The organism is Halorubellus sp. JP-L1, assembly GCF_011440375.1.
Lineage (GTDB): Archaea > Halobacteriota > Halobacteria > Halobacteriales > Natrialbaceae > Halorubellus.
In genome coordinates this window covers 469,984-487,598 of sequence record NZ_JAAOIR010000002.1, presented here as the reverse complement: position 1 = coordinate 487,598, position 17,615 = coordinate 469,984, and the positions used below count along the sequence as shown (strand labels likewise).

Here is a 17,615-nt window from a genome sequence, read left to right as displayed (position 1 = left end):
GCCATCAATGTCCGGTGTCCGCACCGGAGTAGCCGCCGACACCGTCGACGCGCACTCCCGTCGCCGTCTTCACACGAGCCCGCTGCGGTTGACGGCGGCGTCGACGACGACGAGGACGCCGACGGACGCGACGATCCCGACGAGTTCGAGTGGCGCGGTGAGGAGGCCGAGCGAGACGATGAGCGTCGTCGCGCACGCTGGCGCGTGCGGCACCGAGAAGTACCGCATCCCGAACGTCGTCGCGGCGACGGAGACGACGCCGGCGAGGCCGAGGCGGAGCGTCGCCGTCGACCCGGGCTCGAGCGCGGCCGTGACCGCGAGCCCGCCCGCGAGCGCGTAGTACGCGCCGGCGCCCGCGGCGACGCCGACCGCGTGCCCGGCGACGACGCGCCGGCGCGTCGGCGGGTCGTCGACGGTCGCGAGCACGTACGCTGACGGCCCGAGGCTCGGGAACACGAGCGCGACGCCGAGCAGCCACGCCGCGACCGTCGACGCGACGAGCAGCCCGCCAGCGTACGCGCTCCGCACGACCTCGCCGGCGAACGTGGCGGGCGTCGAGTCGCTCATTGCCCGAGCCGAGCGCCCGCATCGACAAGTGGATGACGTTCCCTCCGCGCGCGCTGGTCGACCGGGATGTTCCCCGCGAGTCAGTCGCGCCGGCCTCGGTCTCGGCCGTCGGTCCTGACCCGGTGGCGGGCGGTCAGCGGCCCTCGAGGCGGCTGGCTGCCACGCGACGGCACCGGCCGAGGGCGTCGAGGCAGCCGTCGGCGACACTCGAGAGCGCGTGCGTCGCGGTCGCGCCGACCCGGCGAGCCGCCCGGCCGACGCGAGAAGCCCCGCGTCCGACGCCGACGCTCGGCGCGCCGAGTTCGACCGTGGAGAGTCGCGCCACCGCACTCGCGACGGCGCCGCCGACGACCTCGACGACGGCGTTCGCGGTAGCGCTGGCGCCGTCGCGTCCCGCACGGAGGCCGCGAGCGACGCCGGCACCGAATGCGCCGAGCGCGCGCCGCCCCCGGCTCCCGACGCCGCGCCCGAACCGCGTCGGGGAGAGCACGCTCCCGGTCGCGACCAGGGCCGCGACCGCGACCGTCGGGACCGTCGCGAGCGCGCCGAGGCGCGACCGACCCGCGACGACGTGCATCTCCTCGTCGACCGCGCCGTCACGCCCGGCATCGCTCGCGTCCACGTTCCCCTCCCCGCCTTCGTCGTTCTCGCTCGCGTACGGGTCCGGGTCGCGGAGGTCCCCGACGACCCGCTCGGCGATGTACGTCGCGCCGTTCTCGAACGCCGGGGGCTCCGGTGGGTCCGCGACGGCGTCGAGGACGTCGATCGGATCGGGCGCGACCGCGAACCCGTCGACGTCGAAGCGCTCCAGCCAGTCCGCCACGGCGTCCTGCTCGTCGGTCGCCGGATGGACGACGCAGGGCGTCCCCGCGACCGCGGCGTCCATGATCGTCGAGTACCCCGAGCAGACGACCGCGTCTGCGCCGCGGATGTACGGCAGCAGCGACGGCACCGGGTCCCAGTCCGCGTCGGCGACGTTCAGGACGTCGTAGCCCTGCCGGCGGAGGTGCTCGGCGACCCGGTCGAGCGACGAGTAGTGACTCGGGACGACGACGACGTCCGCCTCGTCCCGAACCGGCGGGTGGCCGTCGAGCGCGACCGGCGGAATCCGCGTCGCTCGCCCCGGGTCCGCTCCTGACTGGGGCCACACGACCGGATAGTAGAACTCGCGCGCGGCCGACAGCTGGAACGTCGTGTGGAACCCGGCACCGGTTCGCTCGACGACGTCGTCGTACAGCCCCGGCATGTCGTGCTTGAGGACGTACAGCGGCACCCCGACGCGGTTCGCGGCCATCGCGGCGAACATGTCGTCCGTGACGAGCGCGTCCGGGTCGGTGGCGTCGAGCCAGGACTCGTAGTCCGCAATCCGGCCGAGGGTCGCGGGCACGCTCTCGGTCGCCGTCTGCCAGAGCGAGCCGTCCTGGTACGTGTCGATGTAGTCGACGACGGTCGGCTCGAACTCGTCGTAGCCGTTCAGTGCGACGAACTCGGCGCCGGCGCCGCCGCCGGCCATCCGCACGGCCCCGCCCGCGTCCTCGATGGCCTCGGCGATCGCGAGCATCCGGGTCGCGTGCCCCGCACCTTCTGGATAGTGTGCGACGGCAATCGTCGGTACCATTGGCTATCTGTCGGGACGTTCGACTATCTGGACGTATGTCTTGTGGTGCCAGCGACGGTTCGTTGTGCCGAGGCCGCCCGGATTCAGTCGCTGCCGTCCTCGACGAGGCGTTCGTCGAGGTAGTCGAGCAACATCGTCTCGACGTCGCTCGTGTCGACGCCGAGGCTGACGCGCCGGTTGTGTGCGCCCGTCAGTGCCGTCGCGACGAACGTCGCGACCGCGTCCGCGTCCACGTCCCGCCGGAATCGCCCGGTCTCCTTGCCCTCCTCGACGTTCGACCGGACGACGTCGTGCAGCAGGCGGTCGAAGCGCCGGAGGCGGTCGCGGAACGCGTCGTCGTACGGCGCCTGCGCCTCGATCTCGAGGATGGCGACGCGGAGCTCCTCGCGGCCGTCGTCGTCGTCGTGGTACGCCGTCCGGACGAGCTCGCGCAGTCGCTCGCCGGGGTCGTCGCCGGCGATCGCTGCGAGTTCGCGCTCGAAGTCCTCGTAGAGGTACTCGAGGAACGCGAGGAGGAGGTCGTGCTTCGAGTCGAAGTGATAGTGCAGCGTCGACTTCGAGAGGTCCGTGCGGTCCGCGATGTCGACCATCCGCAGGTCCGCGTACCCGCGCTCGCACAGCGCCTCGTACGTCCCGCGCATGATCTGCTGGACCGCCTCCGACCGCGCCGCCGCGGACTCTGTCTCGCTCATGCTGACCGACTAGTCAGTCTAGGGGCTTGAAGGTTCCCGCCGCGCCGCCAGCGTCTCAACGAACCCATCACCGAGCCCCCAGGAGCCCATCGACGCGACCGCTACGCGACCGGAAAGAGAGAGGGAGAGAGCCGCCTGCGTCCTCAGTCGTCCGCGGGCGTCGCGCCGCTGCCGTCGTCACCGGTCGCCTGCTCCTTCGTCCACGGGAGCTTCCCGCCGACCGCGAGCATGTCGCGCTCGCGCTCGGACGCGTCCAGCGTCGCCGTGAACTCCCAGTCGCCGTTCACGCTGACCGTGAACTCCTCCTGGCCGGACTCGACGCCCTCGCGGATGTCGTCGACGACCGCGAGCTCGTCGCCCTGGTCGATCTCCTCGTAGTCCTCGGCGTCGATCGCGAACGGCACGATGCCGAAGTTGAAGAGGTTCGCCTTGTGGATGCGCGCGAAGCTCTGCGCGAACACCGCGTCGATTCCGAGGTACATCGGGCACATCGCGGCGTGCTCGCGGCTCGACCCCTGGCCGTAGTTCTCGCCCGCGACGAGGACGCCGCCGTCGGCGGCCTCGGCGCGCTCGGGGAACGTCTCGTCGATCCGCGTGAGCGTGAACTTCGAGTACTCGGGGATGTTCGACCGGTACATCAGGGCGTCCGCGTTCGCGGGCGTGATGTGGTCGGTCGTGATGTTGTCCCCCATCTTCAGGAGGTTCTCGCCGCGGAGCTCCGCGTCGAGCGCGTCCTTCAGCGGGACGTCCTTGATGTTCGGGCCCTTCACGAGCTCGTCGTCGACGGCCTCGTCGGGCGCGATGAGGTCCGTCTTCGAGCCGTCGTACTGGTCGGGGAGCTCGAACCCGGGATCCTCGAGGTCGCCGAGTTCGTCGGCGAGGTCCCGCGGGTCCACGATCTCGCCCTTGATTGCCGCCGCGGTGGCGACCTCCGGCGAGCACAGGTAGACGGAGTCGTCGTCGATCCCCGAACGACCCTCGAAGTTCCGGTTGAACGTCCGGAGGCTCACGGAGTCGGAGGCGGGCACGTGCCCGATCCCGATACAGGCACCGCACGTCGCCTCGGAGAAGTTGACGCCGGCCGCCATCATCTCAGCGACCCAGCCGTCGCGCGCGAGCATCTCGCTCGCCTGCTTGCTCCCTGGCGCGACGATCATCTCGGTCTTCATGTCGACCTCGCGGCCCTCGAGCATCTTCGCAGAGGGCAGGATGTCGCTGTACGCACCGTTCGTACAGGACCCGATCATGACCTGGCTGACGTCGACGCCCTCGACCTCGCGGACGGGCACGATGTTGTCCGGCATCGACGGCTCCGCGATCAGCGGCTCGATGTCGGAGAGGTCGACGACGATCTCGTCGTCGTAGTCCGCGTCCTCGTCCGGGCCGACCTCGACGAAGTCCTCCTCGCGGTCCTGGCGCGCGAGGTAGTCCCGGGTGTTCTCGTCGGTCGGGAAGATCGAGGAGGTCGCACCGAGCTCGGTGCCCATGTTCGTGATGGTGGTGCGTTCCGGGACGGAGAGCGTCTCCACGCCCGGACCGGTGTACTCGAGGACCTTGCCGACGCCGCCCTTCACGGAGAGCCGTCGGAGCATCTCGAGGATGACGTCCTTCGCGGTCGCCCACTCGGGGAGTTCGCCTTCGAGGCGGACGTTCACGACTTCCGGCATCTCGATGTAGTACGGCGCGCCACCCATGGCGACCGTAACGTCGATACCGCCGGCGCCGATGGCGAGCTCACCGAGGCCGCCGGGCGTCGGCGTGTGCGAGTCCGACCCGAGCATCGTCTTGCCGGGGGCGGCGAAGTTCTCCTTGTGGACGTTGTGGCAGATGCCGTTGCCGGGGCGAGAGAAGTGCGCGCCGTACGTGCCCGCGGCCGAACGGAGGAAGCGGTGGTCGTCCGTGTTCTTGAAGTCGAACTGGTACGTCTGGTGGTCGCAGTACTGCGCCGCGATCTCCGTCTGGACCTCGTCCAGCCCCATCGCCTCGAACTGGAGCCAGACCATGGTCCCCGTCGTGTCCTGCGTGAGGACCTGGTCGATCTCGATCCCGATCTCCTCGCCGGTCTCGAGTTCGCCCTCGACGAGGTGGTCGTCGAGGATTTTCTCGGTAAGTGTCTGTCCCATAGCGTTCAAAGCTCCGCCCCGCCCGACCTTAAAACCCGCGAGTTAGGTGGGGGAAAACGGTGCGGAACCACCGCCGCCGCCTCGCGATTCGTGCGAATCTTGCCACCGAAGTGGACGAGCGTCCACGTCAGGCGCACCGAACTCCGGCGACCGACACCATCTTCGGCGACCGCCAACAGCCCGCGTAACCGACATCTCCCGGAACCGCCGACATCTCCCGGAACCGCCGACATCACCCGCAGCGGCCGACATCTCCCGGAACCGCCGACATCACCCGCAGCGGCCGACATCTCCCGGAACCGCCGACATCACCGGTTCGCTCGACGCCTTCCGCAGCGACCGCATCGTCTGCTGGTACCGCCCCATCCGAGGTGGCGGTCGCGACCCGCAAGCTACATTCCATTCGACCGGGTCCTGCCGGGTATGTATCGCGCTGGGTCGTTCGTGGCTTCGCACGTGGAACCGACGCGCGCCGACCAACACCAGCCCAACGGCGTCGACCTGACGCTCGACGCCGTGTTCGAGCAACGCGAACCGGGTCGCATCGGCCGCGACGGCAAGGAAGTCGGTGCTCGGCAGGAGCGCGAACCCGAAACGGTCGGTGGCGACACCACCGCAAGCGGTGACCGCGACGTCGACGCCGGCACGTACTACCTCGAGGAGGGATCGTACGTCGTCCGGTACGGCGAGACGATCTCGATCCCCGAGGGCCACGTCGGGTTCGTCTACCCGCGGTCGTCGCTCATGCGGAACTCGTGCATGCTGAACACCGCGGTCTGGGACGCCGGCTACGAGGGCCGCGGCGAGGGCCTCCTCCAGGTCCATCACGACGTCGAACTCGTCGAGGGCGCGCGCATCGCACAGCTCGTGCTCGCGGAAGCGGAACACGACGGCGAGTACGACGGCGACTACCAGGGCGAGAACCTCTCACCTTGACCCGGAGGAGAAGCGACGGAACGGGCGGTTTCAGGCCGCGACGCCACTGGACGTGACGCTACCGGACGTGACGCTACTGGACGCGTTCGTCGGACAGACCGGTTCGCCGTCGTCGTTCTCGGGGATCGTGATGGGCGGGACGTCGCCGTAGTCGCTGTACGTCATCGCGAGCGTCATCGTCGTCAGGCGACCCTGCTGGACGAACGCGAGGTCGATCTCGGACCGCAGCAGGCGGTTGTCGTCGTGGGCGACGTACTGCGTGATGGTCGCGTTCCGGACGGTGACCTGCGAGAGGTCCGCGGTCGTCTCGTTCGCGACGACGCGCTCGAGTGCGGCGACGTCCGGCGTGATCCGGACGACGTACGCGTCCTGGCCGCGAACGGTGGTGTTCTCCAGCAACGCGGCTTCGGTGCCGGACGCGTTCAGGATCTCGGCCTGGGCGGCCGGGGAGAGCCCGCCGTTCCACGCGTCGGCGCCCGCCGTGACGTTCCACTCGGACTCGTCGTTCGAGACCGACCGGCAGCGGGTGTCGCCGACGACGTACACGGTCGAGAACTGCTTCGAGCGCGTCGTGTTCGTCTCCACGGACTCCACGACCTCCATCCGCAACCGCTCGCTCGAGTGATTGACGGTCCCCTCGGTGGTCACGTTCAGTTCGTTCTGTCCGAAGGAGACGATCTGCCGCGTGGAGAAGTTGTACGCCGATACGGACTGCATCTCGCCGACGGCGTCCGCGGCGATCCGCTCGGCCTCCCCGTCGTCGGGGTCGTCGTCGCCGAGGAACGGCAGGTTCGCCGCCCCGCACCCTGCGAGGGAGACGGCGAGAACGAGCGCGAGGGCGACGCGGACGTGAGTGGAACCGGTCATCAGTCGTCCGACGCTAGCATGGGGGTGGTTACGACCTTTTTGGTCCGCACCTGTCGCCGGTCGACGGCCGACCGACGGTCGCGTCGTCGTCGCAGGGCGATAGCGAACACGGTGGGATACCTCGACGTTGCCGTCCGCGTGCGCCGCACACCTGATTATACGTCGAAGTAGCGGTCGGCGTGCGCCGCACACCCCGGATTGAACGCGTGCCCGCAATCGGGACAGGCGTGCTCGCAGTCGAGGTACGTCTCGATGGAGAGCACGGTCCCGCAGGCGCCACAGAGGATCGCTGGCGCGTCGAACGACGACCGCGGCCAGCGCTCGGCGTCGTGCTCGGCGACCGCCGCGTGACAGGCGTGACACGGATAGAATCGCTCGCAGCACGCGACCCGGATCGCGACGACGTCGCGGTCGGTTCCGTAGTGCGCGCATCGCGTCACAGCGTCCACCTCGACGCCGCGAACGCGCTCCTCGCCGACGACGCTGACCCGACGCGAGGAGCGGTCGGGTTCAGCGTCGACGTCGGCCGATTCCGTCGCTGCTCGTGCCCGCTCGTCACGGCCCGTTCGTGCCGCAGGGTCGTCCTCGCTCACGGTTCAGGGTCGTCCCCCCAGACTCGTTTGCGTATCGGTGCTACGTGTCGGTGTTCTCCGCTTTCGCGAGCGCCTCCTCGGTGACGGTCTCGCGGATGAGCGTCTCCATGCCGCGTCGCAGCCGCTCCGACGCCGCCTGCCCGGAGATGTTCATCTGCTGGCCGAGCTCCTGGAGCGTGGTCTCGCGCGGAATGTCGAAGTACCCGACCTCGACCGCGCGCGTCAACAGATCCCGCTGCGGGTCCGTGAGCGCGATCTCGTCGCCGGACCCCGAGAACGGCTTGCTGTAGATCGAGTCGACGTCGATCGACAGGTCGACGGCGGCGCACGCGTCCCGGAACTCGTTGAACGCGTCCCGGGTCGGGAACAGCATCTTCAGCGTCCAGCCGTCGCCGGACGACTCCCCCTTGAGGAACACGCCGTCGGCCTCGATGGCGGCACGATAGATGGCGACGTCCGGGATGTCTTCGTGGTAGTGCGCGCGATAGAGTCGCTCGTCGCCGTTCTCGGCGACGAGTCGCGAATCCGTTATCGTTTCGTCGGCTTCGAGACCACGCTCGAATGCGTCGAATTCGCAATCCGACGCCCAGAAGACGCTACGGAGGGGTATCGTCGGTGTCGCGTCGACGTGCTGAACCGTGACGTGCGTCCCCGGCGCGTGCTCGATCGCGGTCTGGAGAGCCGTCGAGTCGAGGTGAAACTGTACGAACATCCTAAACGCTCGATGTTGTTGAGACGTGCATCCTATATTCCCCCGTATCAATCAAGGTGTTCAAACCCGTTCACGTTTCCAACGGGCCACTCCATATCGGTGCTGCCTGTATATACAGGTTCGAGTTATTTAGTGGTAGTTGGTTGCCTGACAAAATTGTGGGTTGCCGAGAGCCAACAACCACGAGCGAAAGCTGGACCCGACACGAACCGGCACAGCGTGGACGAGCGCTCACTCGAGAACCGGTTCGAACCCGCCTCGCGTGCGCTCGCCACCGCGGTATCGTTCCAGATAATAGCGGACACCCGGCTGATGCGCCGCCCCCACGACGAGGTGGACGTCGCCACCGGAGACAGCGATCCCGTCGCGCCCGTGGGCGGACTCCCTCCCGGGAACGGACTCGCCGTCGACGGTCCGGGAAGCCTCCGCGTGATGGATCGCGTAGTCCGCCATGCGCGCGTTCCGGGCGTGCGTGACGAGTTCAAGTTCCGGGTCGTGCCGCCGCAGCCACTCGCGCTCGACGGGCTGCGGGAGGAACGCGCACTCGTAGTACCGCTGGAGTCGCCAGAGCGTCGACGGGTCCGCGGCCGCACGCTCCCGGAGACGGAACGACGCGAAGTCCGAGGCCGTCGCGCGATCGGTGTGACTCCCGAAGAACTCGCTGGCGACCGCCCCGAGCGCCTCCTCGAACCGCCGCCCGAAGCGGTCGCCGCTCGCGTCCACGAGCGCGAACGCCGCCTCCTGGAACTCGCTCGCCAGATCGCCGACGTCCTCGGCGAGCGAGTCGAACGGGTCACCGTCGACGTGAGACTCGATACCCCGCCGCTCGCACTCCCGGAGCGCCCACCGGTAGTCGTCCATCCCGTAGACCCCCGCGAAGTCCCGGAAGTACATCCCGCGGACGCCCTGCTCGCAATACACGACGTCGCCCGCGTCGAGGTACCCACGGACGTGCTCGCGGAGGAACGCCCGCTCCGCTCGCGTGTCGGCGTGCGTGACGCCGTTGACGTGAAACCGCCGCCCGTCGACGACCACCGTCGCCCCCGGAACGCCACCGTCCGGAGGACGTGGTTCGCCGAGCTCCAGCCCGCGGAGCCGCCGCCACTCCGCCTTCGCCTCGAAGTACGCCTCGTCCACGTCGGCCGCGTCGACGACGTCCACGAGCGCCTCGAGCGACGTCACTGCCCGCAATGCCGCCAACCGCGACCGTTCCTCGCGCGACAGGCCCGTCATGCAATCGTGCTAATAACACCCACGAACGTAAGTGAATAGCGGCCCTGCGCGACCACCGCATCGAATGGGCCTTATCCCTCGAACGCATGGCGTCGCTCGTGACCGAGCCCCACCGACAGCGACCGACGACCCGGCCACGAGCCGGCAGCAAACCACACGCGACGAACCGACTCCGGGTGCCGAACTGATGGGAATCCTCAACGACGTCTGGTGGCTGCTCGGGTTCCTGATGGCGGGGCCGTTCCTCGTCCCCGGCGCACAGAGCCTCATCGAAGGCAGCTACCCAACGGGAGCGCTGTTCCTCGCGTGCGGAATCGGTATGCTGTTCCTCCCCGAGTACATCCGCTGGCGACTCACCGGCGGGAACTCCGTACTCGAACGAGTCCCCTTCCTCGGGTCGCGCACACACCAGAACTAGGAATAATCCGACCACCAGTACCCAATATCGTTCCGCTCCTCGACTCCTCGCTACGCTCGCCGTTTTGCGCACCGAGAAAGCGGACCCGACGGGAGTCCCGCGAGCGACCGCAGGGAGCGAGGGGGACTACGTCGGGGGAGCGAGGACAACGAAGCGAATCCGAGCGGACCCGACGGGATTTGAACCCGCGACATCTTGGTCCGGAACCAAACACTCTGTCCACTGAGCTACGGGCCCTCGGGTACGAATTGCTCTCGGGGTGCTATAACGGTTGTGAACCAGCTGTCCGGTGGGGAATCGAATTGAGTGACATCCGTCAGTGCTGAAACTGATGGTAGTTCGACTACGTACGAGCGAACAGGTGTCGTTGGAGCGGACCCGACGGGACTCCCGTGAGCGAGCGCTAGCGAGCGAATGGGAGTCAGTCAGAGCGTGCTCTGACAGAATTTGAACCCGCGACATCGTGGTCTGGAACCAAGCACTCTGTCCACTGAGCTACGGGCCCTCGCTCTCTGGTTGCGTGGTGGAGTGTGAAACGGTTGCGTTCGTTGCGTCTTATTCGTCGCCGGCAGCGGTGGTGGTGCCTGGTTCGTCGTCGATGACGGTGGTCTTCCAGGTGCCGCGGGTGAAGTAGGCGGCGGCGGCGATGGCGCCGATGACGTTTCCGACGGCCATCCCGATCCAGATGCCTCGGGGGCCCATGTCGAGGGCCTGGATGACGAGTGGACCGAGGTCGAGGCCGAGTATGGTTATGGGTCCAAGCGTGATGATGCCGAGTGCGAGGTAGGCGACGGTGGGGACGCGGCCGATCCAGAGGGCGACGATGGAGAAGCCCATTGCGGTCTTGGTGTCGCCGGCGCCGCGGAAGGCGCCGAGGAGGACCTGAAGGACGCCGATGAACGCGAATTCGACGCTGCGGATGCGGAGGTATTCGCTCCCGTACTGGATGGTTTCGACGGCTCTGTCGGTGCCGGTGGCCATGAAGACGCCGACGATGGGTTCGGGGAAGAGGGCGGCGATGGCGGCGGCGACGAGCATGACGCCGGCGCTGGCTTTGGCGGCGATCCAGACGGCGCGTTCGGCGCGGTCGTCGTTGCCGGCGCCGAGGTTCTGGCCGACCATAGTGTTGGTCGCTCTGCCGAGTCCCATGGCGGGGAGGAAGATGACGGAGACGAGGCGGTTGCCGAGGCCGTAGGCGGCGACGACGGCGGGGGCGAACGTGACGACCATGGCGGTGAGGGTGAGCATGGCGGCGGCGCTCGCGGACTGCTCGAGCGCGGAGGGGACGCCGATGCGGACGATCTCGGTGACGTGCTCGAGTTCGAGGCGGAGGTCGCTGACGGAGACGGTCGGGCCTTTGTGCGTGAAGAAGAGGACGTAAATGCCGAGTGCGCTGGCGGCGCCGCGGGAGATGATGGTGGCGAGTGCGGCGCCGCGGATGCCGAGGCCGGGGATGAAGACGGCGTCCCACCCGAAGATGAGGATTGGGTCGAGGACGACGTTGAGGGCGACGGAGAGGAACATGACGCGCATCGGCGTCTGGGTGTCGCCGTAGCCCCGCATGAGCGCTGAGAACACGAAGAAACCGAAGAGGAAGGGGAGCCCGAGGAAGAACACTTCCATGTAGGCGGCGGCGAGCGGGATGACGTCGGCGGTGGTGTCGGCCTGGCTGGGGAGGAGCGCGAGGAGGTCGTCGGTGAAGAGGTAGCCGAGTGCGGAGAGTGCGAGTGCGAGGAGCGTGACGAAGCCGAGGGTTTGGCCGGCGATGGTGCCGGCTGACCCTTCGCTCTCGGCGCCCGTGTACTGGGCGACGAGGATGGCGCCGGCGGCCGTGAATCCGCCGGCGACGCTGATGAGGAGGAAGATGATCGGGAACCCGATGCTCATCGCGCCGACGGCGTCGGCGCTGAAGCGGCCGAGCCAGAACGTGTCGGCGACGTTGTAGGCGACCTGGAGGAGCTGGATGGTGACGATGGGCCACGCGAGCCGGATCATCGGCCGGACGAGCCCACCCTCCGTGATGGAGTCGTCTCCGCGGGAACTCACTACGTTTCGAAACGAAAACCGGAGGCTTGAACCTGTTGATACGTTCCGTGGGACGCGAACGAAAGACCAGGGGCTGGGGTCGTAGGACGGGTCGAGTGGGGCGTTTTCCGCTCTGGCTTCGCGCCGGGGGCGAGCGTGAGTCCTCTTTCGGCGCCTGAACTGCTCTCGCCGGCGACGTAGGCGAGTGGACTGCGAGCGCGACCGGACCGAAAGCTACGGGGTTCGGAGTGCGGGAGAGAGACGGAGTCGAGCTGCGAGCGGTTGGGTGGTGTTCCGCGGTCAGGGCGTCTCGCTGGTCTCGAGCGTGAAGTCGTCGCGGGGGTACGCGACGCACGTGAGGACGTAGCCGTCCTCGAGTTCGGGGTCGTCGAGCATCTCCTGGTCGTCGTGCTCGACGAAGTCTCGTGCGTCGCCGTCCGCGATGTGGCCGCCACAGGAGACGCACTGGCCTTGCCGGCAGGCGTAGGGGAGGTCCCAGCCCTCGTCTTCGCCGGCTTCCAGTAGCGGTTCGTTGTTCGCGACTTCGATGGTCTCGCCTTCCTTCGCGAACTCGATGTCGAAGTACTCCACTTCGTCCTCGGGGATGTCCGCGGGACTGGACGACTCCTCTTCGGTCTCGCCCTCCGCGAGTTCCCCGCCGGCTTCGCCGCCGCCGATCGCGGCGACGCCGCCACCGCCGATGGAGCGGTTCATCGGCTCCGGGAAGTCCGTCTCGGGCACGGTCTCGGCGCGGTGTTCGAGGACCTCCTGGGAGATGTCCTCGTTCGCGGTCCAGCCGGTCCCGCGCGCGTAGTGCAGGACGACGGCGAGGACCGTGAGGGCCACCCCGATTCCGAGGCCCACAGTGCTGACTGCCATGTGTAGGCGGATTAGGAGACCTGGTTTAATTCACTTGTGATTGTTCTCGCCGGCGAGCGACCGACGGCGGCGCGTTCGACGGGCGAGATGGCATGACGGGGCTGCGATCGTGCCGGGGGCACGAAAGTGCCGGAGCCGTGGCTGCGGCGGGCGCGAGCGGTCGTAGGACGTCAGAATTCGACGCGCGAGCGGATGTGCATCTCGTCGTCGGTCGCCTCGAGGTGCGCGACGTCCGTGATATCCATCTCCCACGCGAACTCGCGTTCGCCGAGGAACTCGACGACGTCCCCGAGCTGGTCGCGGTCGAGGCTGTGGTACGCGAGCGTGACGTGCGGGAACCATCGGTCGGGCTGGTAGTAGGAGTCGGCGTGTTCCGCGAACTCGGTGAGGCGACTCCAGAGGGAGTCGTGGAGGGTCGCGAGCGCGGGCGATCGCGCGAGCGGGAGGTAGACGACGGGTGCGGCGGTGAAGACGCCGACGCCACCCGTGTGTACCGTGAAGGGGTCGGTGTCGGCGGCGACGGAGTGCAGGCGGCTCTCGACGGTCGAGGAGTCGTACCGCGTTGCGACGTGATACGAGATGTGTGGCGGTGGGAGTTCGCTGGCGGGATCCAGGTCGAACTCGTCGGCGAGGTCCGCCCAGATGTCGAGGACGCGCTGGTGGTGTTCGTCGGGGAGCGTCGAGATGACCGCCGAGTGCATTTCTGTCATCGAGTGTGTGTGCCGCCGTCCGCTCGCGATTCACTGCACGCGGCGCGGGTGGTGGTGCCTTACCTTGCGCGTGGGGGTTCCTGAACGTAACGGCCAGCGAGACGGTTCACGGGAACGACCAGGGAGACGATTCGCAGGGATGGCCGGTGAGACAGTCCGCTGCCACGGTCGAATTCAACCGATATGGCGGTTTCCCGGGGTTACTCGAGTGCTTCGGGGGGTTCGGGGAGTCGCGCGATGTCGTCGGGGTCGTGGTGGACGTAGACGTCAGCGTCGCGGGTCCGTTCGCGGTGCTTGACGTCGCGGATGGAGTCGACGGTCGCTTCGAGGCTCCACGCGAACGACGCGGCGAGTTCCTCCTCGTAGCCCTGGCGGTGGTTCGCGGCGTCGGCGGCGAGGACGACGGTGCCGGCGTCGGCGAGTTCGAGCTGGAGGCTCTGATGGCCGGGGCTGTGTCCGGGCGTGGGGAACGCGACGACGGTCCCGTCGCCGAAGACGTCGTACTCGCCGTCGATCGGCGTCACGTTCGCGTCGAGTCTGCGGAGCGGGAGGAGGTCGCCGGTGAGGTAGAACCAGCGCTGGACGCCGTCGGGCGCGAACGCGTACCGGAGTTCGTCCTTCTGGACGACGACCTCGCAGCCGGCGTCGACGAACGCGTCGAGGTTCCCGGCGTGGTCGGTGTGGAGGTGACTCATCACGACGACGTCCACGTCCGCGGGACTGTAGCCGACGTCGTCGAGGAGCGCCTCGACGCGCTGGGATTCGTCCATGTCGATGGCGTCGACGAACTCCGCCATGTGGGGCGCGCCGTCGGGCCCGTAGTTCGTCGGGTTCGCCTGCATCTCGTAGGAGAGTCCGGTGTCGAAGAGGACCGTGCCCTCGGGGTGCTCGATCAGGTAGACCGGGCACGTCCCGGCGTAGGGTTCGCCGAGGTTCGTCATCTGGACCGCCATCGAGAAGTCGAACGTCCAGTGGCCGGTGTTCAGCGTATAGAGACGGTCTGCCGACATGCCCGGGGATTGGGTCCGGGTTGACATAAGTTGGGGTGCGGACGGCCCTGAGGCGACGGTCGCGAGGACGTCGCGACTCAGAGGGTCGTGGACAGCCGGATTCCGTGGTCGCACTCGCCGTCCTCGACGAACTCGAGACGCTCGTAGACGGCGCGCGCTCGCCGGTTCCGGGGGGCGACGGAGAGCCAGACGTCGGTGATGCCACGTCGTCCTGCGTGGGCGAGTCCAGCGCGCAGGAGGTTCGTGCCGACGCCGGCGTCCTGGTAGTACTGGTGGACGAACACGCCGAGTTCGTGTTCGCCGGCGTCGTCGGCGACGAACATGACGTGGCCGACGATGCGACCGTCGTGGACGGCGAGGACCGACGCGTCGTCGAGGACGACGTCCAGCCACGCCTCGATGCCACTCCGCTCCACGGGCGGGAGGCCCTGGGTCCGGTCGGCGGCCGCGAAGTCCTCGTACATCGCGACGAGCGAGGAGCGGTCCTCGGGGTCGGCGGTGCGGTAGCGGATGCGCCGGTCGTCGTCATCGACGATGCTACTTGGTGGGGCCAGTGCGGCGTGTTCGTGGCAGGGGACGCGGTGGGACTCGGTCGAGGATCTGCTCGCCATCTCAGTCGTCCCTCACGAACGTCACCGGGCAGGGCGCGTCGAGAAGCACGCGCTGAGCGGTGCTGCCGAACACGACCTTCCCGGTCGGGGAGCGTCGCCGGCCGCCGACCAGGACGCGTTTCGCGTTGACGGTGTCGGCAGCGTCGACGATCGCTGCGCCGACGTCCGTGCCGACGCGGCCGGCGAGCGTCATCGTCATACCCCACATCTCGAGCGGGGCGTCGAGTGCGCGGACGACGTCGCGGACGGGCGCGACCCGGGCGGCGACCGCGTCCGGATCGGGCGGGACGTCAGGGTCGTAACCGAGGCGGTCGACGGCCGCGTCGAACCGCGAGGGCGTGAAGACGTGGAGAACGGTGACTGTGGTCTCCATCATCCCGGCGACCTCGGCGGCAGTGGACGCGAGCCGCTCGACGCGGTCGGCGTCGGTTTCGCCGACGGGCAGGAGCACGGTCGGGCGGTCGCGGGTCGAGTCGTTGGGGAGCGATGCGAGGTCGAGTTCGGTGCCCGACCCGCCGCCGGTCGCCAGTTCACTCATCGGCGGCGAGGTCCCACGGGCGGTCGAACGGAGCGGTCTCGGGGTCAAAAGTCGCCGGGCGTGCGTCCATCGCGTTCATTCCGAATTACGAACGGGCACCAGAACAGATAAAATCGACCTATAACGAATACTATTAGCGGTTAAGGTCCTAGTATCGGAATCAGTTAGGGAGAAATCAGTGAGTTTGTCCGGTAATCACTGCCGCTGATTCCGGAAGTCGAAATTGAGACGGTCGCCGACCGAGGGATCGTCTGAACGTGCGATTCGAGCGCGCGCTTGTCGATCGACGTGCTCTAGTGGTTGCGATAGCTGTTCGGGTGAATAGCGCCACTGCTCCGGCGCGGTCAGACCTCGTCGCGTTTCCGGTCGAGGTACGCGAGGACGCCGCGGACGTTCATCGCGGTCTCGGCGGCGGCCTTGCGGTCGCCCCAGACGTCGGTCATCTCGGTGGTCTCGACGAAGTGCTCGACGACGGCGTCGTCGTCGGGGAGTTCCTGCCGTGCGGCCTCGACGGCGGCGACCCAGTCCGTGAGGCGGGCCTCGTAGCGCTCCAGGCGGTCCGCGGTGGGTGCCGCGCCGAAGTGCGCGTACAGGAGCGTGCTGGGGTCGAGGTCGGCGATGGTCTCGACGTCACGGAGTGCCTGTTCGAGGTCGAACTGCGGCGGGGGCGTGGTCTCGCGGACCGCGTCGATCGCGGGGACGTAGATGCCGGCGGCGTCGGCCGTGAACACGGCGTCGTTCGCGGGGTCGTGGAAGACGTGCTGGTGGGGGGCGTGTCCGGGTGCGTCGTGCGCGCGGAGTTCGTGGTCGCCGAGGTCGAGGACGTCGCCGTCCGCGAGTTCCAGGATGCGGTCTTCGGGGACTGGCTCGGGTTCGGTGTAGAACTCGAACTGGTCGCCGACCGCGTTCTTCGTGCCCTCCCAGAGGCGAGTGGGGTCGACGAGGTGGCGCGCGCCGTTCTCGTGGACCGCGACGGTGGCGTTCTCGCACTCGTCGGCGAGGAAGCCGGCGCCGCCGGCGTGGTCGAGGTGGACGTGCGTCGGGACGACGTACGCCACGTCAGCCGGGTCGACGGCCGCGTACTCGAGGAGGTCGAGGACGCGCTCGTAGTGCGTGCCGATGCCGGTGTCGACGAGCGCGGGCCGCTCGGCGTCGAGCAGGTAGACCGCGCCGTACGCGTCGACGTCGTACATGCCGGTGTCGACGTGGTAGAGGTCCGTGCACTCCCCCGTCGTGACGTCCGTGACGTCGCCTCGTGTCATACGCGAAGGACGAGGGCGCGGGGGAAAAGTCGGTCGGTCGGTCGCGACGCAATCGGGGACGCGCCGGTCGACCGTCGCGGTCGACGGTGCCGTCGCTCGCGGGCGTTGGTCCAGAGGGGGGAAACATCGGGGAGCGTGTGGCGCCCCGTATGCATCAGTACGAGGGGGAGGGAGGAACATAAAGCCCCGCCAACCAGAGTGAAAGTGTAACCGCATGACGTGGCTGCCTTCGAGTCGGCGTCAGACGCGAGTTCGACGCTCGTCTGCCGCCGCCTCGACGGTGCCCTCGGCCCGCGTGTCGAGGAGAGTCAGCGCGGCCCGACCGCGACGTCGGTCGCGTCGACGCACCGGTGGACGCGCTCCCGGAAGTCGCCGTCTTCCGGCCACGAGACCGCGTCTGCGACGCCGAGTCGGTCGGGGTCGCCGACGTACACCGCTACCTCGTCGACGCCTCGCCACCAGTCGTGGGCGTCGCGCTCGCGCTCGACGGCCGGGACGGCGACACGAACGTACAGGCCGCGGTCGACGCCCTCGTACGTATCCAGCGCCGCGACCTGATCCGTTCGGAGAATGCGGCCGGTGACGCTGCCGCCGGGCGCGAGCGTCGGGTAGTCGCCGTCGACGCGGTGCAGGCCCTGGAGCGTCGCGTCCCCGACGAACGACCAGTCGCCGTCACTGCTCTCGCTCGCGGTACCAGCGTCGCCGCTCTCGCTCGCGGAACCAGCGTCGCCGAGCACCGCTGCGACGCGGTCGGGATCGGTGAGCGTCCCGTAGACGAAGACGTGCACGCGGCGGATTTCGGGTTCCGCCACCCTGAAACC

18 protein-coding genes and 2 tRNA genes are annotated in these 17,615 nt (G+C 68.5%); 2 read left to right on the top strand and 18 right to left on the bottom strand.

Going from position 1 to position 17,615, the window contains the following annotated elements; all coding sequences use genetic code 11:
- Nucleotides 1–69 precede the first annotated feature (69 nt).
- From G9C85_RS10925 to G9C85_RS10910, 4 genes are all read right to left on the bottom strand, one after another.
- Nucleotides 70–567 carry an HPP family protein gene (locus G9C85_RS10925; protein ID WP_166039846.1) on the bottom strand — a complete coding sequence of 166 codons (498 nt, stop codon included), beginning with the start codon at nucleotides 565–567 and terminating at the stop codon, nucleotides 70–72.
- Between the two features lie 133 nt (nucleotides 568–700).
- A complete protein-coding gene (locus tag G9C85_RS18905; protein WP_240148862.1) occupies nucleotides 701–2,185 on the bottom strand; it encodes a glycosyltransferase in 1,485 nt (494 codons plus the stop codon).
- An 83-nt stretch (nucleotides 2,186–2,268) separates the two neighbouring features.
- On the bottom strand, nucleotides 2,269–2,877 hold the full coding sequence (locus G9C85_RS10915; protein WP_166039844.1) for a TetR/AcrR family transcriptional regulator: 609 nt from the start codon (nucleotides 2,875–2,877) through the stop codon (nucleotides 2,269–2,271).
- 143 nt (nucleotides 2,878–3,020) lie between these two features.
- Nucleotides 3,021–5,000: an aconitate hydratase gene (locus G9C85_RS10910; protein ID WP_166039842.1), complete on the bottom strand. Its 1,980-nt coding sequence runs from the start codon at nucleotides 4,998–5,000 to the stop codon at nucleotides 3,021–3,023.
- A 423-nt stretch (nucleotides 5,001–5,423) separates the two neighbouring features.
- On the opposite strand from G9C85_RS10910, the gene G9C85_RS10905 reads away from it, so the two are divergent.
- Nucleotides 5,424–5,936: a deoxyuridine 5'-triphosphate nucleotidohydrolase gene (locus G9C85_RS10905; protein WP_166039840.1), complete on the top strand. Its 513-nt coding sequence runs from the start codon at nucleotides 5,424–5,426 to the stop codon at nucleotides 5,934–5,936.
- Between the two features lie 30 nt (nucleotides 5,937–5,966).
- On the opposite strand, the gene G9C85_RS10900 is transcribed toward G9C85_RS10905, so the two are convergent.
- The 4 genes from G9C85_RS10900 to G9C85_RS10885 all read right to left on the bottom strand — a co-directional run bounded on the left by G9C85_RS10900 (nucleotide 5,967) and on the right by G9C85_RS10885 (nucleotide 9,341).
- Nucleotides 5,967–6,803, bottom strand: a complete 837-nt coding sequence (locus tag G9C85_RS10900; protein ID WP_166039838.1) for a hypothetical protein — start codon at nucleotides 6,801–6,803, stop codon at nucleotides 5,967–5,969.
- Nucleotides 6,804–6,958: 155 nt separating this feature from the next.
- On the bottom strand, nucleotides 6,959–7,396 hold the full coding sequence (locus tag G9C85_RS10895) for a CHY zinc finger protein (protein WP_166039836.1): 438 nt from the start codon (nucleotides 7,394–7,396) through the stop codon (nucleotides 6,959–6,961).
- A gap of 40 nt (nucleotides 7,397–7,436) precedes the next feature.
- Nucleotides 7,437–8,108, bottom strand: a complete 672-nt coding sequence (locus G9C85_RS10890; protein WP_166039834.1) for a helix-turn-helix domain-containing protein — start codon at nucleotides 8,106–8,108, stop codon at nucleotides 7,437–7,439.
- Nucleotides 8,109–8,339: 231 nt separating this feature from the next.
- Nucleotides 8,340–9,341 carry a hypothetical protein gene (locus G9C85_RS10885; protein WP_166039832.1) on the bottom strand — a complete coding sequence of 334 codons (1,002 nt, stop codon included), beginning with the start codon at nucleotides 9,339–9,341 and terminating at the stop codon, nucleotides 8,340–8,342.
- A gap of 187 nt (nucleotides 9,342–9,528) precedes the next feature.
- On the opposite strand from G9C85_RS10885, the gene G9C85_RS10880 reads away from it, so the two are divergent.
- Nucleotides 9,529–9,759: a hypothetical protein gene (locus G9C85_RS10880; protein WP_166039831.1), complete on the top strand. Its 231-nt coding sequence runs from the start codon at nucleotides 9,529–9,531 to the stop codon at nucleotides 9,757–9,759.
- A gap of 164 nt (nucleotides 9,760–9,923) precedes the next feature.
- On the opposite strand, the gene G9C85_RS10875 is transcribed toward G9C85_RS10880, so the two are convergent.
- The 10 genes from G9C85_RS10875 to G9C85_RS10830 all read right to left on the bottom strand — a co-directional run bounded on the left by G9C85_RS10875 (nucleotide 9,924) and on the right by G9C85_RS10830 (nucleotide 17,582).
- Nucleotides 9,924–9,996: transfer RNA gene (locus tag G9C85_RS10875), tRNA-Arg, on the bottom strand.
- A 136-nt stretch (nucleotides 9,997–10,132) separates the two neighbouring features.
- Nucleotides 10,133–10,264 (bottom strand) — tRNA-Trp (locus tag G9C85_RS10870).
- A 50-nt stretch (nucleotides 10,265–10,314) separates the two neighbouring features.
- Nucleotides 10,315–11,754, bottom strand: a complete 1,440-nt coding sequence (locus G9C85_RS10865) for an MATE family efflux transporter (protein WP_166040925.1) — start codon at nucleotides 11,752–11,754, stop codon at nucleotides 10,315–10,317.
- A 330-nt stretch (nucleotides 11,755–12,084) separates the two neighbouring features.
- A complete protein-coding gene (locus G9C85_RS10860) occupies nucleotides 12,085–12,663 on the bottom strand; it encodes a 2Fe-2S iron-sulfur cluster-binding protein (protein ID WP_166039829.1) in 579 nt (192 codons plus the stop codon).
- Nucleotides 12,664–12,833: 170 nt separating this feature from the next.
- Nucleotides 12,834–13,373 (bottom strand): 2'-5' RNA ligase family protein, encoded by a 540-nt coding sequence (locus G9C85_RS10855; RefSeq protein WP_166039827.1) that lies wholly within the window; start codon nucleotides 13,371–13,373, stop codon nucleotides 12,834–12,836.
- Between the two features lie 200 nt (nucleotides 13,374–13,573).
- Nucleotides 13,574–14,383 carry an N-acyl homoserine lactonase family protein gene (locus G9C85_RS10850; RefSeq protein ID WP_166039826.1) on the bottom strand — a complete coding sequence of 270 codons (810 nt, stop codon included), beginning with the start codon at nucleotides 14,381–14,383 and terminating at the stop codon, nucleotides 13,574–13,576.
- 77 nt (nucleotides 14,384–14,460) lie between these two features.
- A complete protein-coding gene (locus G9C85_RS10845) occupies nucleotides 14,461–14,994 on the bottom strand; it encodes a GNAT family N-acetyltransferase (RefSeq protein WP_166039824.1) in 534 nt (177 codons plus the stop codon).
- A 1-nt stretch (nucleotide 14,995) separates the two neighbouring features.
- On the bottom strand, nucleotides 14,996–15,532 hold the full coding sequence (locus tag G9C85_RS10840) for a universal stress protein (protein WP_166039822.1): 537 nt from the start codon (nucleotides 15,530–15,532) through the stop codon (nucleotides 14,996–14,998).
- A 344-nt stretch (nucleotides 15,533–15,876) separates the two neighbouring features.
- Nucleotides 15,877–16,794: an MBL fold metallo-hydrolase gene (locus G9C85_RS10835; protein ID WP_166039819.1), complete on the bottom strand. Its 918-nt coding sequence runs from the start codon at nucleotides 16,792–16,794 to the stop codon at nucleotides 15,877–15,879.
- Between the two features lie 308 nt (nucleotides 16,795–17,102).
- Entirely contained in the window at nucleotides 17,103–17,582 is a 480-nt protein-coding gene (locus G9C85_RS10830) for a gamma-glutamylcyclotransferase family protein (protein ID WP_166040923.1), read from the bottom strand.
- Between the last annotated feature and the right edge of the window lie 33 nt (nucleotides 17,583–17,615).

Coding starts and splice junctions, on each gene's coding strand:
- G9C85_RS10925 (WP_166039846.1), bottom strand. CDS start 567: ATGAGCGACTCGACGCCCGCCACGTTCGCCGGCGAGGTCGTGCGGAGC.
- G9C85_RS18905 (WP_240148862.1), bottom strand. CDS start 2,185: ATGGTACCGACGATTGCCGTCGCACACTATCCAGAAGGTGCGGGGCAC.
- G9C85_RS10915 (WP_166039844.1), bottom strand. CDS start 2,877: ATGAGCGAGACAGAGTCCGCGGCGGCGCGGTCGGAGGCGGTCCAGCAG.
- G9C85_RS10910 (WP_166039842.1), bottom strand. CDS start 5,000: ATGGGACAGACACTTACCGAGAAAATCCTCGACGACCACCTCGTCGAG.
- G9C85_RS10905 (WP_166039840.1), top strand. CDS start 5,424: ATGTATCGCGCTGGGTCGTTCGTGGCTTCGCACGTGGAACCGACGCGC.
- G9C85_RS10900 (WP_166039838.1), bottom strand. CDS start 6,803: ATGACCGGTTCCACTCACGTCCGCGTCGCCCTCGCGCTCGTTCTCGCC.
- G9C85_RS10890 (WP_166039834.1), bottom strand. CDS start 8,108: ATGTTCGTACAGTTTCACCTCGACTCGACGGCTCTCCAGACCGCGATC.
- G9C85_RS10885 (WP_166039832.1), bottom strand. CDS start 9,341: ATGACGGGCCTGTCGCGCGAGGAACGGTCGCGGTTGGCGGCATTGCGG.
- G9C85_RS10880 (WP_166039831.1), top strand. CDS start 9,529: ATGGGAATCCTCAACGACGTCTGGTGGCTGCTCGGGTTCCTGATGGCG.
- G9C85_RS10865 (WP_166040925.1), bottom strand. CDS start 11,754: ATGATCCGGCTCGCGTGGCCCATCGTCACCATCCAGCTCCTCCAGGTC.
- G9C85_RS10860 (WP_166039829.1), bottom strand. CDS start 12,663: ATGGCAGTCAGCACTGTGGGCCTCGGAATCGGGGTGGCCCTCACGGTC.
- G9C85_RS10855 (WP_166039827.1), bottom strand. CDS start 13,373: ATGACAGAAATGCACTCGGCGGTCATCTCGACGCTCCCCGACGAACAC.
- G9C85_RS10850 (WP_166039826.1), bottom strand. CDS start 14,383: ATGTCGGCAGACCGTCTCTATACGCTGAACACCGGCCACTGGACGTTC.
- G9C85_RS10845 (WP_166039824.1), bottom strand. CDS start 14,994: ATGGCGAGCAGATCCTCGACCGAGTCCCACCGCGTCCCCTGCCACGAA.
- G9C85_RS10840 (WP_166039822.1), bottom strand. CDS start 15,532: ATGAGTGAACTGGCGACCGGCGGCGGGTCGGGCACCGAACTCGACCTC.
- G9C85_RS10835 (WP_166039819.1), bottom strand. CDS start 16,794: ATGACACGAGGCGACGTCACGGACGTCACGACGGGGGAGTGCACGGAC.